The following is a 16,553-nucleotide window of genomic DNA, read 5'->3' on the forward strand; positions in this document are numbered from 1 at the left end:
GTGGCGCGGTATGCGCCGTCTGATTGACATTCAGCTGGGATATGAACTCGCGCAGGACGAGTGTGGGTAATTGCAAGCGACGTGAGACGCATACCTCGTTTCCCTTCGAGGCCAACGTTCGCAAGGCGATGACTTCTTCGCCGCTGACCACGGGCGAACACGTCTCGGTCACAGGACTCGCTCATGAAGACCTGTGTCGGGTTGGCATCTTCGTCTGGGTTCGGTGGGGAGAACGCGACGTAGGGCACCCTTGACTCCGATCGTTCCGTCGAGCGGCGATAAGCCGACTCGAGTCGCGGTCGCGGACTGGCACTACTGGCACAATACGGCACGTTCTGAGACCTAGAGAGCCGTCTTGCCAACCTCGCCTCGTGCTGATCTGATGCTGGCGGGTTACGCGGACGCATACCTTGAGCTCCTGTCTGTTAGCAGGTTCGCGGCAACCGGCAGCTTGTGCTTCGAGTCCGTCGTCGCGCGGTAACGGCGTTTGTGCCGCGCCCGGATGTGGTTCTCGCGCATTACCCGCTCGACTCGCGCCTTGCTGGCCGGAAAGCCGCGTGAACGGATTTCCTCGGTCATGCGCGGCGAGCCATAAGCGCCTTTGACCTCGGCATGAATCGCCCGAATGAGCGCCAGCAACTTCCCGTCACTGAGCCGCTGGCAGCGGGCGTGCCGCCGCGCTTCCATGCCCGATAGCCGTTCAGACTGACCGAGAGGACCTCGCACAGCGTCAACAACGGATGGTGACGGCGCTGCGGGTCAATCCAGCGTACTTCACAGCAGATCCTTCGCGAGGTACGCCGCCGCTTTTTTTTTGCGATCTCAAGCTCCATTTGCAGACGCTTGTTCTCGGCCGTCAGCCGCGACAACTCCATCTGCTCCGGCGTGACAGCTACACTTGTGCAAGTGTGTTCGGCTGCTGTTGAGGAACGAGGTGGATTGCCTTGTACCCAACATGGATATAGAGCCCGTTTCCTCCGACCTGCCACCAGAGCTCAATCGGACCTCCATTACCCCGCGAGCCGTTTCGTCCGCTGGCCGATTACTGCTTGTCGTCGATAGGCGCCACGTCCCGCTGCGGGGCCGTGTAGTAACACGCTAGCTCGGGTTCAACACGGCGTCTGAGTAGTTTTCCTGGCGCGCAAGGCCGCTGGACTATATGCCAGTTCGCCCGCGCCCGATCGGGTTCAGTGAGCGCGGGCGGACCGTGTCGATGAGCAAGCACGGCATGCCCCTTGCTGCAATCCGATCGATAGTTTAACGGAGGATGTGATCGCGGGCGATAGTTCAGCCGTGGGAGGTCGTAAAGACGTCAGGCAATTACGATGTCATGCATGAGGACGGCAATAACAATTTTGAGGTGACTTACGTCGAAGGGAAGCATTTTCCGCCGACGCGAAGCGGTAAGGGCGCGCACTTCGTTCTGAATTATGCCGCGACGCATGCCCACAGGCACGGCGAACTCAAGGGAAGCGATGCGCTCGGTGGCTAGCGTTTCCTTTTGACGGCACTGCGCGACACGGCGCATCGCGGCGGCGATGCCTAAGCGCGCTGGCGGCTTGCCATGCACGCAACGTCACTTGTCGGGCGGTCACAGGCTATTCACCTATTCATCGCGCGGCGGCGCAGGGAGCGGCATCATGGAAGATCAAAAAGAGCAGGACCGGATTCGCCGACGTGCCTATGACCTGTGGGAGCGGCAGGGAAGTCCCGAGGGACGCGCGGAAGAATTCTGGGAGCAGGCGAAGTCCATTCTCGCGGAAGAGGACTTGCAAAGCGCCAGTACCGCAAGCGAAAGCCCTTCCGATCCGAACAGCGGCTGACGAATGCGATGAACCGCGAGGCCCGAACATCGAGCCCCGCTTGCTCGTGCGCGGCCGCAAGGCCTCATACCGTCAACAGCGCGCCGGTTTGCGCGCGAGCGGCGCGTCCGGTAAGGTAGCGGACTCCGAGTGCCCAGATATAACCAGGGTCCACGTTGCCAACTCTGCGGATACTGATGGTTCGTCGCAAAACCCTACGGGTTCGGCCGTCGGCCGACGCAGAGACTCGAACGGAGAGACCTGCGAAGGTACTTAGGTCAAACGCTTTTCGCATGCGCGGTGTTGCGATCGGGTGAGCCAGATCAAGGGATCGGGGCGGCGTGTCGCCTATCGTTCTCCTGTCCGGATCGATACACATGGTGAAGAGTATGAAGAGGTCAGTTGGGTGCGCAATGCTAGTCAGTTGTCTTGCCGCGTGTGCCTCGAATACACGCTGGAGTGAATTCGAACAGACCGAGCCATCACTGGTCGCGGCGCACATCTTTGCTTCGATCGAGTGTACCGGTCAGGAAGAATGCGGCATGCGCTGGCAGCGCACAAAGGAGTACGTGTCCCGATTCTCGGCGACCCGAATTCAGCACGCGGACGGCAACGGCATCGAAACTGCGCAACCTCATGAAGAGGGCGTAGTCTATCTGTCTGCGACGCAGGTTCCGCTCGACGGACCAGGTGAACGCGCCCGTATCAGGCTGAAAGGGATGTGCCGTGGGATGTACAAGGACGACGGTAGTCCGGGCTTGTTCTATGCAAGCTGCGCCAACGAGATTCGGAGCATCGAGACGAACTTTAGGGGCTTCGTGCTTGCGCCCGCATGATGATCACATGCAAATTCACGGTCGAGCGTAAAAACAGCTGGCAGCTCGCCGAATGGATCGGCGAAGCGACGCTTGACGGCGCGCAGCATCTTTTCGAGCGGGCACAATGGGTTGCCGAAACTGCGCGCGATGTACTGCGGAAATATGTTGTTGAACAACTGGGCGAACGTGAAGCGGCTCTCATCGTGGATGAGACTGGTTTCGTCAAGAAGGGGCAGCACTTGGCCGGTGAGCAACGCCAGATTAGTGGACCGCAGGCCGTATGGAGAACAACCAGATCGGCGCGTTCCTCTGCTATGCCGGTCGTGGCGGCAGCGCATTTATCGACCGCGAATTGTATATGCCCAAGGCGTGGACCGATGACCGTGTGCGCTGCGAGGCAGCGGGCATTCCCGGGTCGGTGGAGTTTGCAACGAAGCCGCGACTCGCGCGAAGCATGCCTTAACGGGCGCTGGACGCAGGTGTGCCGTGCGGCTGGGTCACGGGTGATGAAGTCTACGGCAGCGACCGTCAGATGGGGTTGTGGCTCGAATCGCGCGGCCAGTCTTTCGTGCTGGCCGCGGAAAATGAACCCTTGTGGTGGCAGGGTCCCGACTACGTACGGGCCGACCGGATCGCCGACGCCCTGCCGGCACAAGCGTGGCGACGCCTATCGGCGGGTGCCGGCGCAAAGGGCGAGCGGCTATATGACTGGGCGCTGACCCCGCTGTGGCGAATGCAGATCGCCACCGAAGAGCGCTGCTTCGGGCATTACCTGCTGGTGCGGCGCACCCTTGATGAGAAACGTGAGCATGCATATTACGCTGTGCACGCGCCGCGCAGCAACGTAACACGGCAAACCTCGGTCAACGTCGCGGCCCGCAGGTGGGAAATCGAAACCGGCTCCGAGGCGACCAAAGGCGAATGCCGGCTCGATCAATACGTGGTGCGCCGATAGCAAGGCTGGCACCGCCACATCACGCTGGCCCTGCTGGCCCATGCGGTACTCGTCACCCTGCGGGTACGCAGCAAAAAAACACCTGAGGGTTCGGTGCCGCTCAGTGTCCAGGAGATTCGCCGGTTGTTATGCCGTCTCATATGGCGTGGAGCTCACTCCATCGAATGCGTGCTGGCCTGGTCGACAGGGCGGCGCAAGCACCAGTAGCGCGCACGACAGTGTCACTAGCGGCGACGCGACTGCGTACCGCCAGTTTCTTTGCATGTAGGTTCGGGTCCCGTGTGCGTCAAATCTCCCAATCCCACCGTCTACCCCTCTCGAACATTATTCCGATTGCGTTTGATGTTTCATCCCCGCTTGTGTCTCGAGGGCGGCGAGCCGGATGTTCACAACCTCTGCGTGAAGTTTGATCGCCCGGATTACGAATTGGACGTCCGCATTTTCGCTCTTCGATGCAAGATCGTCGAATTCGGCCCAAAGTTTCGTTAGCTGTTCGGCACTCGTGGCTATTCCTTACATATGTACAAGACTTGACGACAGGTCGTGCTGCCGTTGAAAGTTCAGTTGCGTCGGTACCCTCGACGAGGGTGTGATCAGGGCACACCGCACAGGCACCGCTTCATGGCGAATATTCATCGTTTGCAAATGTGCGCCCTTCGCGAGCCACGGGACGCGTTCCCGGCTGTCGCCGACGCTCGGACCGGATTTGCGTAGAGTCACCCACTGCTGGCCCCCGACCGTGCAGCCTCGACGGCCTTCTTCCGCTCTGCCTATGCCTCGGCCACCAGCCGCTCGCGGACTCTATCCGCGGCGCGGACTTTGGCCAGGTACTCCGCATCGGCGGCGCGGATTTCGCTTCTCATCTGCACAATGCTGTCGGTGCTTTCCGTCGCCTGAGCACCGGATGCGGCCGTGCCTTGAGCCCAGACCGGCGTCGTACCAACCGCCGCCAGTGCCATCGATAGAACCGCGAAAGATCGCTTCATGCTGTTACCCCCAGAAGTTGTGTCCGTCGATCAGGCGCGCCCGATCTGCGGCCAAGGTAAGCATGACGCTCGATTGCGTCGTATTCGACCATTGGGCGCGCCAAGGATGGGCTGCATCATGACCTCCTCAGATACTACTCATTTTATTCACACATAATATACAATGCAATATAGTGTTTGTGTGTAAATTACAGGATGGTGACATGAGGAAGAAGTCCGCCCCAATCGAGCTGTCGGTGATGCAGGCCTCCGCAGAGAAAGCCTGTGCGCTGCTGAAGGTGCTGGCCAATCCCGACCGGTTGCTTCTGATGTGCCAGTTATCCCAGGGCGAGTTGTGTGTGAGCGACCTGGAAGAACAGTTGGGTATACGTCAGCCCACACTCTCCCAGCAACTCGGCGTACTTCGCGATAGCGAACTCGTGGCGACACGGCGGGAGGGGAAAAGCATCTTTTATTCCATCGCGAGCAAGGAAGCGATTGCGGTCATGACCGTGCTGTACGACCAGTTTTGCGCCCGATGAAGACGAGGAGGGGTCATGTCGATTGATATCGCGAGCTTTACGCCGGGCCTGTCACTGTCCGGCGGCCTGGTGATTGGCGCCGCCGCTGCCGTGCTTGTTTTCTTCAACGGACGTATCGCTGGCATCAGCGGCATTCTGGGTGGTCTGCTTGGTACGCCTCAGAAAGATGCGGGATGGCGCGTCGCTTTTCTTGCTGGGCTTGTCGGGGCCCCCGTGCTGGCAGGCTTTCTGGGTCACGCGGTAGCGCCTGATATCCAGGCTGGGTGGGGCGAAATACTTGTCGCTGGCTTTCTGGTTGGCATCGGCACGCGTTGCGCGAGCGGTTGCACGAGCGGCCATGGTGTCTGCGGCATCTCGCGAGGGTCCATCCGTTCGCTAGTCGCGACGGCAACATTCATGGCAAGCGGCTTTGTAACCGTGTTCGTATCCAGACATCTGCTGGGAGGTTGAAATGGGTTTGCTCGCTGCTTTAATTTCCGGGCTTCTATTTGGCGTCGGCCTGATGGTGTCCGGCATGGCCAATCCGACGAAGGTGCTGGGATTTCTTGATATCGCGGGACGATGGGACCCGTCTCTCGCATTCGTCATGGCCGGCGCGATAGCTGTCGGCTCTGTCGCGTTCCTCTTTGCAAAACGCCGCAAGAAATCCCTGCTGGGTCTGCCCATGCAGATTCCGTCCAGCACCGAAGTAACGTTGAGACTTGTGCTGGGAAGCGCGGTGTTTGGTGTGGGCTGGGGGCTTGCAGGATTTTGCCCAGGGCCTGCGCTGGTCGCATTGGGCGCTAACTTTCCGAAGGCGTGGGGTTTTGTTGCCGCGATGCTTGGCGGCATGATTGTGTTCGAGTTCCTTGAGCGCACCAAACTGAGTCGGAAGCAGGCATGAGTTGCTGCTACTCATTTGAGCGGGGTCCGCGCAAACGCGGCAGCTTTATGAAGCACACGAATGGACAGCACGATTGCTGGCGGCATGTTCCTGAGACGTTCCGTCGGTCTGACTCTCGCGTTGACGGGGGCTGGCGGTGCTATGACGACACTCCCCTTGCCGCTCTTTGTTCTTCGCCTGGATTTTGCCAACGCTGTGCCGCTAGCTTTACTTGCAGTCGCCCCGTCTGCGGGAATGTGGGCAAGCAGGCGCCACTGCTAATCATGCGGAGGCGCATTCAATGAAACCGACCATATTATTTACTACGCTCATCGTGATGGCGGGCGTGAACGCGCCACATGAATCGCTCGCGGCGGACGCTGAACGTCGGGCACAGGTCGCGCAGCGAGGTGCGGAGGTCATGCCGTTCAGCCTCAAGGCCACAACTCACATCTTCAGCAAATCGCACGATGGTGGTAGCCAGCGGGTGATTGCGAAAAATCCATCTGATGGCGTCCAGATTCGGCTGATTCGTGAGCACCTGCGTGAAATCCAGGCGCACTTTCAGCGTGGCGACTTTTCGGGACCTGCCCGGACTCACGGACCTGACATGCCCGGATTGGCATATCTCGAGGCGGCAAAGCCCGGCCAGATATCGATTGCGTACAAGGACATAAAAAGCGGAGGCCAAATCACCTATCGTAGCGATGACCCGAAGTTGGTGTCGTCGCTTCACGCTTGGTTCGACGCGCAGCTTTCGGACCACGGTGCTGACGCCGTTGATGGGCAGATGCATCATCACGCCGGGATGCCGCAGCCATAAGTCGGGTACTGCGGTGCATTTCGGGGGCTGGCTCGCCTGGCAGAAACTGGCAGAAATCCGAAAGCGTTGGTAGTCAGGGCAAGAATTCCTCGAAGGCTCTCAACGCATGGGTGGCATACATCATTGATGGGCCGCCTCCCATATAGACTGCAGTACCGAGCACGTCTTCCAGCTCGGCTCTTGTCGTGCCCAACTTCACCAACGTCTGGACGTGAAAGCCGATGCAGTCGTCGCAACGACAGGCAATCGCAATCCCTAACGCCACCAGTTCCCGCGTCTTTCGGGTAAGCGCCCCGTCTCTTGTGCCGGCAGCAGCGAGCTGGCCAAATGTCGTCATCAAATCGGGTTGTGACGCGCGCATCGCTCGCATCTGAACCGACACTGCAGCTGTGAGGTCTTTGTAATCGGAATTGCCGCTCATATTCGCACGCTCCTGTAGTCGGTTGGCGAGCTCTTAAAGCCGGGAAGTCGTCGGTAATCGGTTCTTCAGTGTGGCTACTTTGTACCGGCAGGTGGTGGCCCCACCCGGTATTGCTGCTGCAACATCATGTTATTCATCATCTCCTGCTGCATCTGCAGATATTGGTCAGTCATGTATTGACGCTGCCGCAGTTGCCCGGGCGTCAGGTGTGAGTAGTACCCGCTCACATGCCCCCACCCCCCCATCATCCCGGGCCCAGCGCCCCCCATCATTCCCGGGCCCATCCCATGGCCCATCATCCCGGGCCCCCACATCCCATGCATGATTGTCATCGCGCTTTGCATCGTTGCCCAGTGCTGCTCGAGTAGCTTCTGGCGTTCCTGAGGGTCTTGAGTTTTGCGAATCTGGTCCATCTGCGCCTGCATTGTCTTCATTTGCTCCTGAAGCTGGGCCAGATTCTTGTCGAATTCAGCAGCGCCTGGGGGCCGAGTTTTGGAACTGCTTTGCGGGGTACCTGTATCTTTCGACGCAGCTTGCAGGACCGGGGATGTCAACGCAATACCGGTAGCCATCGCAACCAGAAGCTTTTTCATATCTCTTCCTTGTAAACGTGCGACACGGCGACAAACCGAGTCCAGTTATCGTCCACTACAAGGCTACATGTCAGCACTGACCTTCCTTTGACGCTTGTCAACGAAGCGACTGGAATCGACTGCAAGCGATTTGATTCTTCGTGCGTGGAGACGCTGTCCCATCGTCTACAACTTGACCCAGGTCAATCACTCGGCCCGCAGACGGAAGAGCATTACGGAGTGGACGCGGCCGGGGTATCGCCGCACAGGCAGAATTCGTGGGAGCAACGATGAGCAAACTTGAAGTGTTTGAGCCGGCCATGTGCTGCGCGACTGGCGTCTGCGGCCTCGACGTGGACCCGACCCTTGTTCAGTTCAGCGCTGACCTTCAATGGTTTGCTGAACATGGTGTCGAAGTCGTTCGGCACGGCCTCGGACGCGATGCGGCAGCCTTTGCTGCCAATCCGGAAGTGGTCCGGGAGCTGCATGCGGGTATGGACCGCCTGCCCATCGCAATGGTCGACGGCCGAATTGTTTCCGTCGGGGTGTATCCGTCGCGTGGCCAACTGATTCAGAAACTGGGGCTCAAGATTCCCGCCGCCGACAAACCCCACATCACAGTCGGGGCCTGCAGTTGCAAGCCCGGCGAATGCTAACCGGCGCACCGATATGACGCTCCCTGTCGTTACAACTCACCACGTCTTTTTCACCGGCAAGGGCGGCGTCGGCAAGACATCGCTTGCCTGCGCAACGGCGCTGCGATTGGCGGAAAAGGGTAAGACCGTGCTGCTGGTAAGCACCGACCCGGCATCCAATCTCGATGAGGTCCTCGAGACTCAGCTTTCCGGGCAGCCGACGCCGGTTGCTCAGGTTCCAAACCTCCACGCGATGAACATCGACCCGGAACTCGCCGCGAAGGGCTACCGTGAGCGTATGGTGAGTCCTTATCGGGGCGTGTTGCCGGAGGCGGCAATTCGCAGCATGGAGGAACAGTTCTCCGGTGGCTGCACGGTCGAGATAGCTGCGTTCGACGCTTTCGCCGACCTGCTGGGAGGTACTATCACTGCGAAGGCATATGACCACGTCATCTTCGACACCGCACCCACGGGGCACACGTTGCGTTTGCTGACGCTGCCGTCGGCCTGGAGCAACTTCCTTTTGAGGAATACAACTGGCAATTCGTGCCTCGGTCCTCTGGCCGGCCTCGAGCAAAACAGGCAACTGTATGCAGCCGCCGTTGCCCAACTGACCAATCGAGACCGTACTACTGTGGTCCTGGTGGCGCGGCCGGAGGCGTCTGCATTCCGTGAGGCGGAGCGAACCCGTGTCGAAATGGCCGACCTCGGGGTCCGAAATCTGGTGCTTGCAGTCAATGGCATTTTCAAGGCAGCCTCTTCTGACGACGACGTTGCTTGCGCGATGGAAAGACAGCAGGCTGCAGCCATAATGACCATGCCTCAGGGTCTCGCGGCACTGCCGCGAAGCGAGACGGGCTTCATTCCCAAGGGATTGGTTGGGCTCGCCACGATACAGGCGTATTTGCACCCGGAGCAGATTGCCGCGCCCAGGACAGATGTCCAGTTGAGCGTGGAGTTGCCTGGCGGGCTTCTGCCGCTCATTGACGACCTGGAGAAGGCGGGTCACGGTCTTGTCATGACGATGGGCAAGGGCGGCGTCGGCAAGACGACAGTGGCTGCGGCGATAGCGCTGGAGCTGGCGCAGCGCGGCCATGCAGTCCTGCTTTCCACCACGGACCCGGCCGCGCACGTGGCGTGGACGCTCCAGGAATCCCTTCCAGGTCTGAGTGTCAGTCGAATCGACCCAGAACTGGAGGTCAATCGGTATCGCGATGAGGTTCTCGCCAAGGCCGGTGCTCATCTCGACGCCCAGGGGAGGGCGATGCTCGAGGAAGACCTGCGGTCGCCATGCACCGAGGAGATAGCGGTTTTCCGCGCATTCGCGCGAACGGTGGATGAAGCCCGGGACTCGTTCGTGATACTCGATACGGCCCCAACTGGGCACACCATCCTGCTGATGGACTCAGCAGAGGCCTATCATCGCGACGTCATGCGCACACAGGGTGATATGCCCGAAGCGGTTCGTCAGCTTTTGCCGCGTCTGAGGGACCCGCAGTTTACGCACGTGCTTATTGTGACGCTCGCAGAAGCGACCCCTGTTCATGAAGCGGAACGACTGCAAGCCGACCTGCGCCGGGCCCAGATTGAACCGTATGCCTGGGTCATTGACCAGAGTCTGCTCGCAAGCGGCACTCACGACCACGCACTCGCCGAACGAGGGCGCTACGAGGTGCCATTTATCGAACGCGTGATGAAGGAGGATACGAAGAGGGCTGTATTGTTACCGTGGCAGGCGCACCCGCCCGTTGGACTGCACGGGCTCGAAGAGCTGGCTCGTGGACATCGGCCGGTAGAGCAACGGAAAAGGTCGTAGCGGAAAGGTGTACTGGCGGGTAACGGGCATCCTCCCTTGGCTCGTGCTCAAACGAGCACGAGACCGTTTGAAGTGAGGTTGACCCGCTTTGACGGACGGATTTCCGAATGACCCCGAGTCGTACATCGGCAACCACTTCCCCGAGACGCTCGTGATGTCCGCTGGCAGGCCCGCGTTATCGTGCCTTACGCGGGCTTCTCTGCGACGGTGGGCGAGCGCGTAATGGTCGCCTGGGATCGCAGTCGCGAAGCCACCCGCGCCGTGAACGATGCGCTGCCGCTCCGAGCAGGGACACGCCGGACACACGCATTCCCGGTGCAGAGATCCCACAAGCATCTTGCGTCACGGCGTGAAGGTCGAGGTCTGCGCGATGGAAGAGTGGTCTGGGCTTTCGCCGGGCGAGCAACTGCTGTCAAACGCGGCGGACATGAGCGCGGATCCGATCGTCATAGGTGGCTACGGCCGCGCGCGCTTGCAGGAGTTCGTGCTGGGCGGAACGATCCGCACCATCTTGCTTCGATGACGGTGCCCGTTTTGATGTTGCACTGAACGCGCTTTGTCTCTGGACCAACGAGGTCATCCATGTATAGTCGCATTCTTGTACCTATCGACGGCAGCGCGATTGCGAGCCATGCGTTCGATGAGGCGCTGAATATCGCCCGCGCAAACGGATCAGAAGTGCAGCCGCTTTTCGTGATCGATACGCCGCCAGTCGTCAGTGACGCGAGTGCTGCCTTCCATGCCGATATCCGCGACGCGTTCAAGAAGGAGGGCGCCGCGATCGCTGCCGAAGCGGCCGCGCGTCTGGATCAGGCCGGCGTGTCGGGCGCGCCCCGCATCGTCGAAGTCGCGCTGACCGGCGAAGATGTCGCGCACCGCATTCTCAAAAGCGCGCAGGAATACGGCGCCGATCTCGTAGTATTGGGCACACATGGACGGCGCGGATGGCGGCGTCTCGTGCTCGGCAGCGTGGCACAACAGTTTCTGCGCATCGCACGCTGCCGGGTCCTGCTGGTCCCGGCCGGGACGGTCGAAGGGCAGACCGGAGACGCCCCAGACCTGTAGAAACGGCGCTGTCACGTTGTGGTGGACGTCGCGTAAGGTGACGCGATGAAGAAATCGAAAACGCTCTATCATGGTCACCGCTTTCCGGCTGCTGTTATTAGCTGCGCCGTGCGCTGGTATTTTCGCTTCCAACTGAGCCTTCGCGATATCAACGAGTTACTGTTCGAGCGCGGGGTTGTCATCAGTTACGAAACGATTCGGCGCTGGTGCGACAAGTTTGGCGCGGGCTTTGCCCATCGCGTTAAGGCTGCTCGCCGCAAGCCCGGCACCACATGGCATCTGGACGAAGTGTTTGTGACATTGCGCGGCGAGCCTTATCTGCTGTGGCGAGCAGTCGATCAGGGTTCTGGTGAAAATAGGTAAGTCGGTTTAGAAAATCCATATTGGTAGGATGCCTTATCGATTGGACAGGGCGCCATTCCATACGGCGAGCGCGGCGGTATCCTTGAGGCCGAGCTTCGCGAGATCGAACTATCCATTGCGAATACGATGCATCAATTCAATTCCTGAAATCGTGGCCGCAGCACTTTTGAACCGCTTGAAGCCGACTATCGCGTTCGTTCTGGACTTGATGTTTCGATGGCTCGAACACGCTGGCGAGCATGCCGTTGTAGCGAAGCAGCAGTTCGTCAGAAATCGCTTTGCGGAGCGGGACGACTTCGTCGCGGTAGTGCTCGGCTATGTCGTAGTCGGTCACATAGGCCAAATACGATTCGCGAACTTCGGACCGCGTGTTAATCGCGGTCTCGGCGACGCGATTGACCGACTGCATATAAATCGCTTTCGCGCGCGCCACGTTCGAGCCGCCCCAGTTGAAAATGGGAATCTCGACGCTGATTTCGTAGCCCTGTTCGTGGCCATCGGACATCGTAAAATTGTTCTGATACCCGAGGTCCAGCGCGTTGATGAACCGCGTCGCTTTGCTAAGACCCAACGAGGACCCGACGCTTTGCGTCTGCACTCGCGCCGCCTGGATGTCCAGCCGGTTCTGCATCGGGAAGGTTTCAAGGTCGTGCAACTCGGGCCGGTCCTTGGGGATGTCCGGAAGACGGTCGGGCAGCCTGTACTGCGTTTCCGCCCCCCCATAGGCCCATCGTGCGAGTAAGCTTCTCTTGGGCAGCGAAGGACTGCTGGCGCGTCTTTGCGAGTTGAGCGACCGAATCAGCGTAGAAAGCCTGCTCACGCGCGTAGTCGAGCTTGCTGAAATTGCCCGCTTGCTGCATCCGCAGCGCGAGTTCGGCGCCGGCTTCGGCGGAATCCTTCACCTGCCCGGCATGCGCGGCAGACTGTTGCTTTTGCGACCGCGTTGATATAGGCTCGTCGGGTATCGGCAGCCACCTTGAGCATCGCGTCTGCCGCCAGTAGTCTGGTTTGCTCGAAGCGGCGACTCTCGATGTGCGTGGCCAGTGGCAGCGTCAGAACGGTTAACAACCCGAGCGTGAACGTGCGATTGATGCTGAGGTCGTTTCCTCCATGCGTGCGGCTGAAACTGAAGCCTGGATTTGGCAGCCGTCCCGCCTGAACGAGGTCCGCCTCGGAAATGCCGAGCTCGCCGTATGAGGCCTGCAGGCTCCGGATGTTCAGCAGCGCAATCTGGTCTGCGTCATCCATGCTCAGTGGCCTGGAAAGCAGTTCCTGCGTTCGCTTTGCGACAGCGTCCCGGTCTTCGTCGGTCTTCACCAGTACGGCGTCTTTCCCCAGACGCTCGGAAGCGGTCGTCGAAACGGTATTGAAGCCGCCATCCTTTGAAAATGTCGTACATCCGGCCAAGAACGCAACCGCAGTAGCGAAAGCAATGACGCGGCGGCCCAAAAAGATGTGCCTCGTCATTTCGCCGGCACCTCGTGATGGGAGCGGTGCTCGTTATTTTTGGCACCGTTGCCGCCTGACGGCATTTGACCGTGGCTCACCCCGGCTTTCCGGGCGCGGTCGTCACTGCCCGATTCAGCTCCTGCCATGTGGGCGTTTTCTGGTCACGATACGGCTGATGGTCCGCAAACACCGACGGCACGCTGACCGCAGGGACAGATGCCGTCGCGTTGGTCGGGTCAGGAAGTGTGGTAGTGGCGTGCACGAGCGCCGGCAGCAATGCCGCCACGCTGAGCAGCGCTGCGATAAACGTTCGCATGGAGTTTTCTCGTCGTAAACAACCTGGACGGCCGATAGGAGGCCATCAGGTCGAAATTTCGCATCGTAGCGTGAAGCCGCGACAGAAAAACTAGACGAGAGAGGTTCGGGGAGGTCGTTCGATGCCGTCAGTCAGAAACGACGCGACACGGTCAGATGGGGGAACGGAACAGCAAAATGAACTACGTCGGCAGATGCCGCCACTGTGGGGGTACCCGGCAAGGCCGCGCCGACACAACCCCGTTTCCACATCCCGCTCATCGAACCGGACATGCAGATCTCCCGCATCCGGCTCTCGGACAAGACATCACGCCTTCGTACACGGCAGGTTCACAACCATGGACCGGTCAGACGCACGAGACCGAAGTGCCCGTAGAGGTGTGAGGATGGATAACTCCCACCCCTAGAACGTAGGACCTTGTACTTGTTGCGTAACCACCGACGCAACCGCGTAGCGGTGTAGCTGTCGAGCGCCCGATACGCGCGTCTGTCCGAGCCTACCTTGAAGTAGTTCGCCCAGCCGCGCAGCGTGCGGTTCAACCTGCCCACCAACTCCGTGGTCTCTTGCCACGCCGTCTTGAGGGCGGTCATCGCATGAATCTTTTCGACCATGCGCCGAATACTCTTCTTCGACGGACGCATGCCCATACGGGCCTTGCCAGTCGTCGCAGAGTACAGCCGCCCAAACGTGTAACCCAGGAAGTCGAATTCGACCTCCGGCACCTTGCAGATTTGTGTCTTCTCCTCGTTGACCGTCAGCTTCAGCTTGCTCATGATCTCGCGCAGTCGCGACAACGCTTCTTTAGCTTTGCCTCGCTTGCACAGGATCACCAGATCGTCCGCGTAGGTCACGATTCGACTGCCAAGACTTCGCTCAAGCCCAAGCTTCTTCCACGCCAACACAAACCGGCGCATGTAAATATTCGCCAGCAGTGGTGAGATTACGCCGCCTACAATGTTGCATACTTTTCACTCCGTCGCCTGAGTCATTCGAATTCTCGCTGTCGAGAACCTGAGGCTGTGGGTCGACACGGAAGACAACGACGATTTCATCCTTGTGGATTTCGACGCGCCTGACCAGCCCCAGAACGATCTTGCGCTTCATTTCAAGATCGATCGTATCCAGCTTTTCGGTGACGGCGTCTGCAAATTCCTCGAGCCGGTTGATGACCAGGAACAGCTCGCTTTGCACCACCCCATGGCGACGGGATTCCTGGATCTGCCCGTCAATCTGTTCGAGCCGGTTCTTCAACTGCTGTATCTTCGGCTCGAAGTCCGTCTTGTCGATAATGCCGTCAGCGTAGCTGTCGATCAGCCGGGACTTGCCTTTTTCCAGCTGAAGCCGCTGCTTTTCCAGACTGGCCGTGTCGAAGCTACTCTTTTCATTGCGCTCCATCATGTCCAGTCGACGTTCATATTCGTTCTTCAGTCGATCCGGATGCCTGAGCAATTCAACGACCTGCTGCCATACCAGATCATCAAGTCTGTCGGTTCGTACCTGGAAATTGTCACAGATGCGGTGGCCGCCGAAACGGTAAGCATCGGTTCCAACACAGCGGTAATAAGCGTAGTCCCGCTGATGCCCCTTGGCTGCAGCCTTGCTCACTTTCTTTGCGTAATAGGCGTAACGGCACTGGCCGCAGACCGTCAACCCCTGCAGCAGGCGTAGCGGCGCACTCCCGCGCCTCTGGCGCGCCAGCTTGCGGTTCTCGGTTAGCTGCCCCTGAGCCGACTGGAACAGTGCCTCGCTGACGATCGCCGGCACCGGAATCTCGATCCAGTCCTGCCGGTCGGTACGTGTTGTCGAGTACGGCTTTCGGGGCACGTCGGCGCTGTGACGCTGGGCACGCACTCGTACCTGCAGGTGATCGCGCGACTGGGTCTTGCCGAAGGCGGCCCGCCCCATGTAAGCCGGGTTACGCAAGATTCCCCACACTACGCTGCGGTCCCAGTACGGCTTGCCCGACGCCGTCACAGTATCCGATTCGGTAAGGCGGCGTACCACCTCCCCTATGCTCAGGCGTTCCTTCCCACCCACTCGAAGATCGCTCGGACCGTTGCAGCCTGGGGCAGTTCGATCACGTACCGGGCCGGCGTTCCGTCGAGCTGCCGGCGGACGTAGCGGTAGCCATAAGGTGCTCCGGACAGCACATTGACGCTACCGCGTTTTGCACCATGAAGCTTGCCACGGCGGTGGCGCTCGGCGATCTTCGCCCGCTCGTATTCCGCGATCATGCCCTGCATCTGCAATAGCAGAGACTCTTCCGGCGTCGTACCGATCGCGTGATTGAGGAACACCACCTGGACGCCGCAGCCTGAGAACTCTTCCATCAGCAGCGCCTGGTGCGCATATTTGCGCGCCAGCCGGTCTGGCGACAGGATGTACAACTGATCGATCGTTCCGATCGCGGCACAGTCCCTGAGGCGCTCCAGCTGTGGTCTGATCAGCGTCGCGCCACTCACGCCGGCGTCAATAAAACACATGTCGTCGACGATCTGCGCGCCGTCAGCCGAAATGCGCTCCTTCAATGCCGCGATCTGGCTGTCAATGGTGCCGCGTTTGCTTTGCTGTTCCGAGGATACCCGCGCGTAGAGAGCGATCATTGCAGCGGTGCTCATTGTTTCCCCCGCCTGGTAGCCGTTCGTTTCGGTGACGCCAGCTTCAAAACCCGCTCCGGCGACGTGGTGCGTGCGCGTATTGGGCTGAGCTGCTCGTACGTCTTCTGCAGCTGCTCGCCGGCAAAGCGGTTCGGCTCGAAAGCGAGACGCACCTGCCAGTGCTTACGTCGTCCTCGTGTCATTGATGTGTCTCCCGGTCGGCGGGAGCAACGGCCTCGAGGACGAGCACCGCATCGACGTCAGGACATCCTCTGGACCACGGCGCCAGACACTCCCTCGAAATGCGCAGGCCCCATATTACTCGCGAGTTTGCTATGTTGTTGCCGGGGCTATGGGCGAACCTTGCGGAATACCTCGCCTGCTGTTCCGGGCTTGCGTCGTGCGTTTCTTCCGGCCTCGGTGATCGGTTTCTTCAACGGAGCACTCCAACCACATCTTGATCAGATGCAGCACGCGCCGATCGACGATGCGTCGCGCAAGCGACAACATCAAATCGGCGTGGGGAATACTTCCGAAGTAGTCCGCCAAGTC

18 protein-coding genes and 7 pseudogenes are annotated in these 16,553 nt (G+C 59.8%); 14 read left to right on the plus strand and 11 right to left on the minus strand.

Features of this window, described 5'->3' with window-relative positions:
• Positions 1-41: 41 nt before the first annotated feature.
• Positions 42-383 (plus strand): annotated as a pseudogene (locus AWB65_RS37800) (calcium-binding protein).
• A gap of 43 nt (positions 384-426) precedes the next feature.
• On the opposite strand, the pseudogene AWB65_RS32165 reads toward AWB65_RS37800, so the two are convergent.
• Positions 427-890, minus strand: a pseudogene (locus AWB65_RS32165) (IS3 family transposase); the annotation flags it as partial.
• Positions 891-1,282: 392 nt separating this feature from the next.
• Between AWB65_RS32165 and AWB65_RS37320 the strand changes: the two are divergent.
• From AWB65_RS37320 to AWB65_RS38060, 4 genes and pseudogenes are all read left to right on the plus strand, one after another.
• On the plus strand, positions 1,283-1,492 hold the full coding sequence (locus AWB65_RS37320) for a hypothetical protein (protein WP_087670890.1): 210 nt from the start codon (positions 1,283-1,285) through the stop codon (positions 1,490-1,492).
• 148 nt (positions 1,493-1,640) lie between these two features.
• The gene (locus AWB65_RS32175; protein WP_087670891.1) at positions 1,641-1,823 is read left to right on the plus strand and encodes a DUF2934 domain-containing protein; all 183 of its coding nucleotides are present in this window, start codon (positions 1,641-1,643) and stop codon (positions 1,821-1,823) included.
• A gap of 356 nt (positions 1,824-2,179) precedes the next feature.
• Positions 2,180-2,638, plus strand: a complete 459-nt coding sequence (locus tag AWB65_RS32180; RefSeq protein WP_087660848.1) for a hypothetical protein — start codon at positions 2,180-2,182, stop codon at positions 2,636-2,638.
• A 17-nt stretch (positions 2,639-2,655) separates the two neighbouring features.
• Positions 2,656-3,653: pseudogene (locus tag AWB65_RS38060) on the plus strand (IS701 family transposase); the annotation flags it as partial.
• Positions 3,654-4,345: 692 nt separating this feature from the next.
• Here the strand turns inward: AWB65_RS38060 and AWB65_RS32195 are convergent.
• Positions 4,346-4,561, minus strand: a complete 216-nt coding sequence (locus AWB65_RS32195; RefSeq protein ID WP_087670892.1) for a hypothetical protein — start codon at positions 4,559-4,561, stop codon at positions 4,346-4,348.
• Positions 4,562-4,764: 203 nt separating this feature from the next.
• Here AWB65_RS32195 and AWB65_RS32200 point away from each other — a divergent pair, with 203 nt between their 5' ends.
• The 4 genes from AWB65_RS32200 (at position 4,765) to AWB65_RS32215 (ending at position 6,767) form a co-directional block, all read left to right on the plus strand.
• On the plus strand, positions 4,765-5,082 hold the full coding sequence (locus AWB65_RS32200; RefSeq protein WP_087660673.1) for an ArsR/SmtB family transcription factor: 318 nt from the start codon (positions 4,765-4,767) through the stop codon (positions 5,080-5,082).
• A gap of 15 nt (positions 5,083-5,097) precedes the next feature.
• Positions 5,098-5,532, plus strand: coding sequence for a YeeE/YedE family protein (locus tag AWB65_RS32205; protein WP_087660672.1), 435 nt, complete (start codon positions 5,098-5,100; stop codon positions 5,530-5,532).
• A gap of 1 nt (position 5,533) precedes the next feature.
• Complete coding sequence (locus tag AWB65_RS32210) at positions 5,534-5,965, plus strand: YeeE/YedE family protein (RefSeq protein ID WP_087648675.1); 432 nt, start codon at positions 5,534-5,536, stop codon at positions 5,963-5,965.
• 280 nt (positions 5,966-6,245) lie between these two features.
• A complete protein-coding gene (locus AWB65_RS32215) occupies positions 6,246-6,767 on the plus strand; it encodes an aspartate carbamoyltransferase (protein WP_087660671.1) in 522 nt (173 codons plus the stop codon).
• A 73-nt stretch (positions 6,768-6,840) separates the two neighbouring features.
• Here the strand turns inward: AWB65_RS32215 and AWB65_RS32220 are convergent, their stop codons facing one another.
• Both AWB65_RS32220 and AWB65_RS32225 read right to left on the minus strand, forming a co-directional pair.
• Entirely contained in the window at positions 6,841-7,188 is a 348-nt protein-coding gene (locus AWB65_RS32220; protein ID WP_087670893.1) for a carboxymuconolactone decarboxylase family protein, read from the minus strand.
• 74 nt (positions 7,189-7,262) lie between these two features.
• A complete protein-coding gene (locus tag AWB65_RS32225) occupies positions 7,263-7,781 on the minus strand; it encodes a hypothetical protein (protein WP_087670894.1) in 519 nt (172 codons plus the stop codon).
• 269 nt (positions 7,782-8,050) lie between these two features.
• Here AWB65_RS32225 and arsD point away from each other — a divergent pair, with 269 nt between their 5' ends.
• From arsD to AWB65_RS32250, 5 genes and pseudogenes are all read left to right on the plus strand, one after another.
• On the plus strand, positions 8,051-8,416 hold the full coding sequence (gene arsD, locus AWB65_RS32230) for an arsenite efflux transporter metallochaperone ArsD (protein ID WP_087660865.1): 366 nt from the start codon (positions 8,051-8,053) through the stop codon (positions 8,414-8,416).
• 13 nt (positions 8,417-8,429) lie between these two features.
• Positions 8,430-10,211 (plus strand): arsenical pump-driving ATPase, encoded by a 1,782-nt coding sequence (arsA, locus tag AWB65_RS32235; protein WP_087670895.1) that lies wholly within the window; start codon positions 8,430-8,432, stop codon positions 10,209-10,211.
• Between the two features lie 349 nt (positions 10,212-10,560).
• Entirely contained in the window at positions 10,561-10,734 is a 174-nt protein-coding gene (locus AWB65_RS32240) for a putative universal stress family protein (RefSeq protein ID WP_125474272.1), read from the plus strand.
• A gap of 59 nt (positions 10,735-10,793) precedes the next feature.
• Complete coding sequence (locus AWB65_RS32245; RefSeq protein ID WP_087670897.1) at positions 10,794-11,276, plus strand: universal stress protein; 483 nt, start codon at positions 10,794-10,796, stop codon at positions 11,274-11,276.
• A 45-nt stretch (positions 11,277-11,321) separates the two neighbouring features.
• A pseudogene (locus tag AWB65_RS32250) lies at positions 11,322-11,630 on the plus strand (transposase family protein); the annotation flags it as partial.
• A 42-nt stretch (positions 11,631-11,672) separates the two neighbouring features.
• Here AWB65_RS32250 and AWB65_RS38065 read toward each other — a convergent pair.
• From AWB65_RS38065 to AWB65_RS37345, 7 genes and pseudogenes are all read right to left on the minus strand, one after another.
• A pseudogene (locus AWB65_RS38065) lies at positions 11,673-11,858 on the minus strand (IS6 family transposase); the annotation flags it as partial.
• A 1-nt stretch (position 11,859) separates the two neighbouring features.
• A pseudogene (locus AWB65_RS32255) lies at positions 11,860-13,106 on the minus strand (TolC family protein); the annotation flags it as partial.
• A 76-nt stretch (positions 13,107-13,182) separates the two neighbouring features.
• Positions 13,183-13,404, minus strand: coding sequence for a hypothetical protein (locus AWB65_RS32260; RefSeq protein WP_327359475.1), 222 nt, complete (start codon positions 13,402-13,404; stop codon positions 13,183-13,185).
• Between the two features lie 329 nt (positions 13,405-13,733).
• Positions 13,734-14,318: a group II intron maturase-specific domain-containing protein gene (locus tag AWB65_RS32265; RefSeq protein WP_125474273.1), complete on the minus strand. Its 585-nt coding sequence runs from the start codon at positions 14,316-14,318 to the stop codon at positions 13,734-13,736.
• On the minus strand, positions 14,278-15,441 hold the full coding sequence (locus tag AWB65_RS32270; RefSeq protein ID WP_235007945.1) for a recombinase family protein: 1,164 nt from the start codon (positions 15,439-15,441) through the stop codon (positions 14,278-14,280). Before AWB65_RS32270 ends, AWB65_RS32265 begins: the two co-directional genes overlap by 41 nt.
• Complete coding sequence (locus tag AWB65_RS37340; protein ID WP_235007947.1) at positions 15,420-16,022, minus strand: recombinase family protein; 603 nt, start codon at positions 16,020-16,022, stop codon at positions 15,420-15,422. Before AWB65_RS37340 ends, AWB65_RS32270 begins: the two co-directional genes overlap by 22 nt.
• Before the next feature lie 312 nt (positions 16,023-16,334).
• Positions 16,335-16,553: pseudogene (locus AWB65_RS37345) on the minus strand (group II intron reverse transcriptase/maturase); the annotation flags it as partial.

It is taken from the genome of Caballeronia humi (genome assembly GCF_001544475.1).
Classification (GTDB): Bacteria; Pseudomonadota; Gammaproteobacteria; order Burkholderiales; family Burkholderiaceae; genus Caballeronia; species Caballeronia humi.

What these genes read in the sequence shown, in the direction of transcription:
- AWB65_RS32175 (WP_087670891.1), top strand. Translation starts at nt 1,641, where the DNA reads ATGGAAGATCAAAAAGAGCAGGACCGGATTCGCCGACGTGCCTATGAC.
- AWB65_RS32180 (WP_087660848.1), top strand. Translation starts at nt 2,180, where the DNA reads ATGGTGAAGAGTATGAAGAGGTCAGTTGGGTGCGCAATGCTAGTCAGT.
- AWB65_RS32195 (WP_087670892.1), bottom strand. Translation starts at nt 4,561, where the DNA reads ATGAAGCGATCTTTCGCGGTTCTATCGATGGCACTGGCGGCGGTTGGT.
- AWB65_RS32200 (WP_087660673.1), top strand. Translation starts at nt 4,765, where the DNA reads ATGAGGAAGAAGTCCGCCCCAATCGAGCTGTCGGTGATGCAGGCCTCC.
- AWB65_RS32205 (WP_087660672.1), top strand. Translation starts at nt 5,098, where the DNA reads ATGTCGATTGATATCGCGAGCTTTACGCCGGGCCTGTCACTGTCCGGC.
- AWB65_RS32210 (WP_087648675.1), top strand. Translation starts at nt 5,534, where the DNA reads ATGGGTTTGCTCGCTGCTTTAATTTCCGGGCTTCTATTTGGCGTCGGC.
- AWB65_RS32215 (WP_087660671.1), top strand. Translation starts at nt 6,246, where the DNA reads ATGAAACCGACCATATTATTTACTACGCTCATCGTGATGGCGGGCGTG.
- AWB65_RS32220 (WP_087670893.1), bottom strand. Translation starts at nt 7,188, where the DNA reads ATGAGCGGCAATTCCGATTACAAAGACCTCACAGCTGCAGTGTCGGTT.
- AWB65_RS32225 (WP_087670894.1), bottom strand. Translation starts at nt 7,781, where the DNA reads ATGAAAAAGCTTCTGGTTGCGATGGCTACCGGTATTGCGTTGACATCC.
- arsD (WP_087660865.1), top strand. Translation starts at nt 8,051, where the DNA reads ATGAGCAAACTTGAAGTGTTTGAGCCGGCCATGTGCTGCGCGACTGGC.
- arsA (WP_087670895.1), top strand. Translation starts at nt 8,430, where the DNA reads ATGACGCTCCCTGTCGTTACAACTCACCACGTCTTTTTCACCGGCAAG.
- AWB65_RS32245 (WP_087670897.1), top strand. Translation starts at nt 10,794, where the DNA reads ATGTATAGTCGCATTCTTGTACCTATCGACGGCAGCGCGATTGCGAGC.
- AWB65_RS32260 (WP_327359475.1), bottom strand. Translation starts at nt 13,404, where the DNA reads ATGCGAACGTTTATCGCAGCGCTGCTCAGCGTGGCGGCATTGCTGCCG.
- AWB65_RS32265 (WP_125474273.1), bottom strand. Translation starts at nt 14,318, where the DNA reads ATGCGCCGGTTTGTGTTGGCGTGGAAGAAGCTTGGGCTTGAGCGAAGT.
- AWB65_RS37340 (WP_235007947.1), bottom strand. Translation starts at nt 16,022, where the DNA reads ATGAGCACCGCTGCAATGATCGCTCTCTACGCGCGGGTATCCTCGGAA.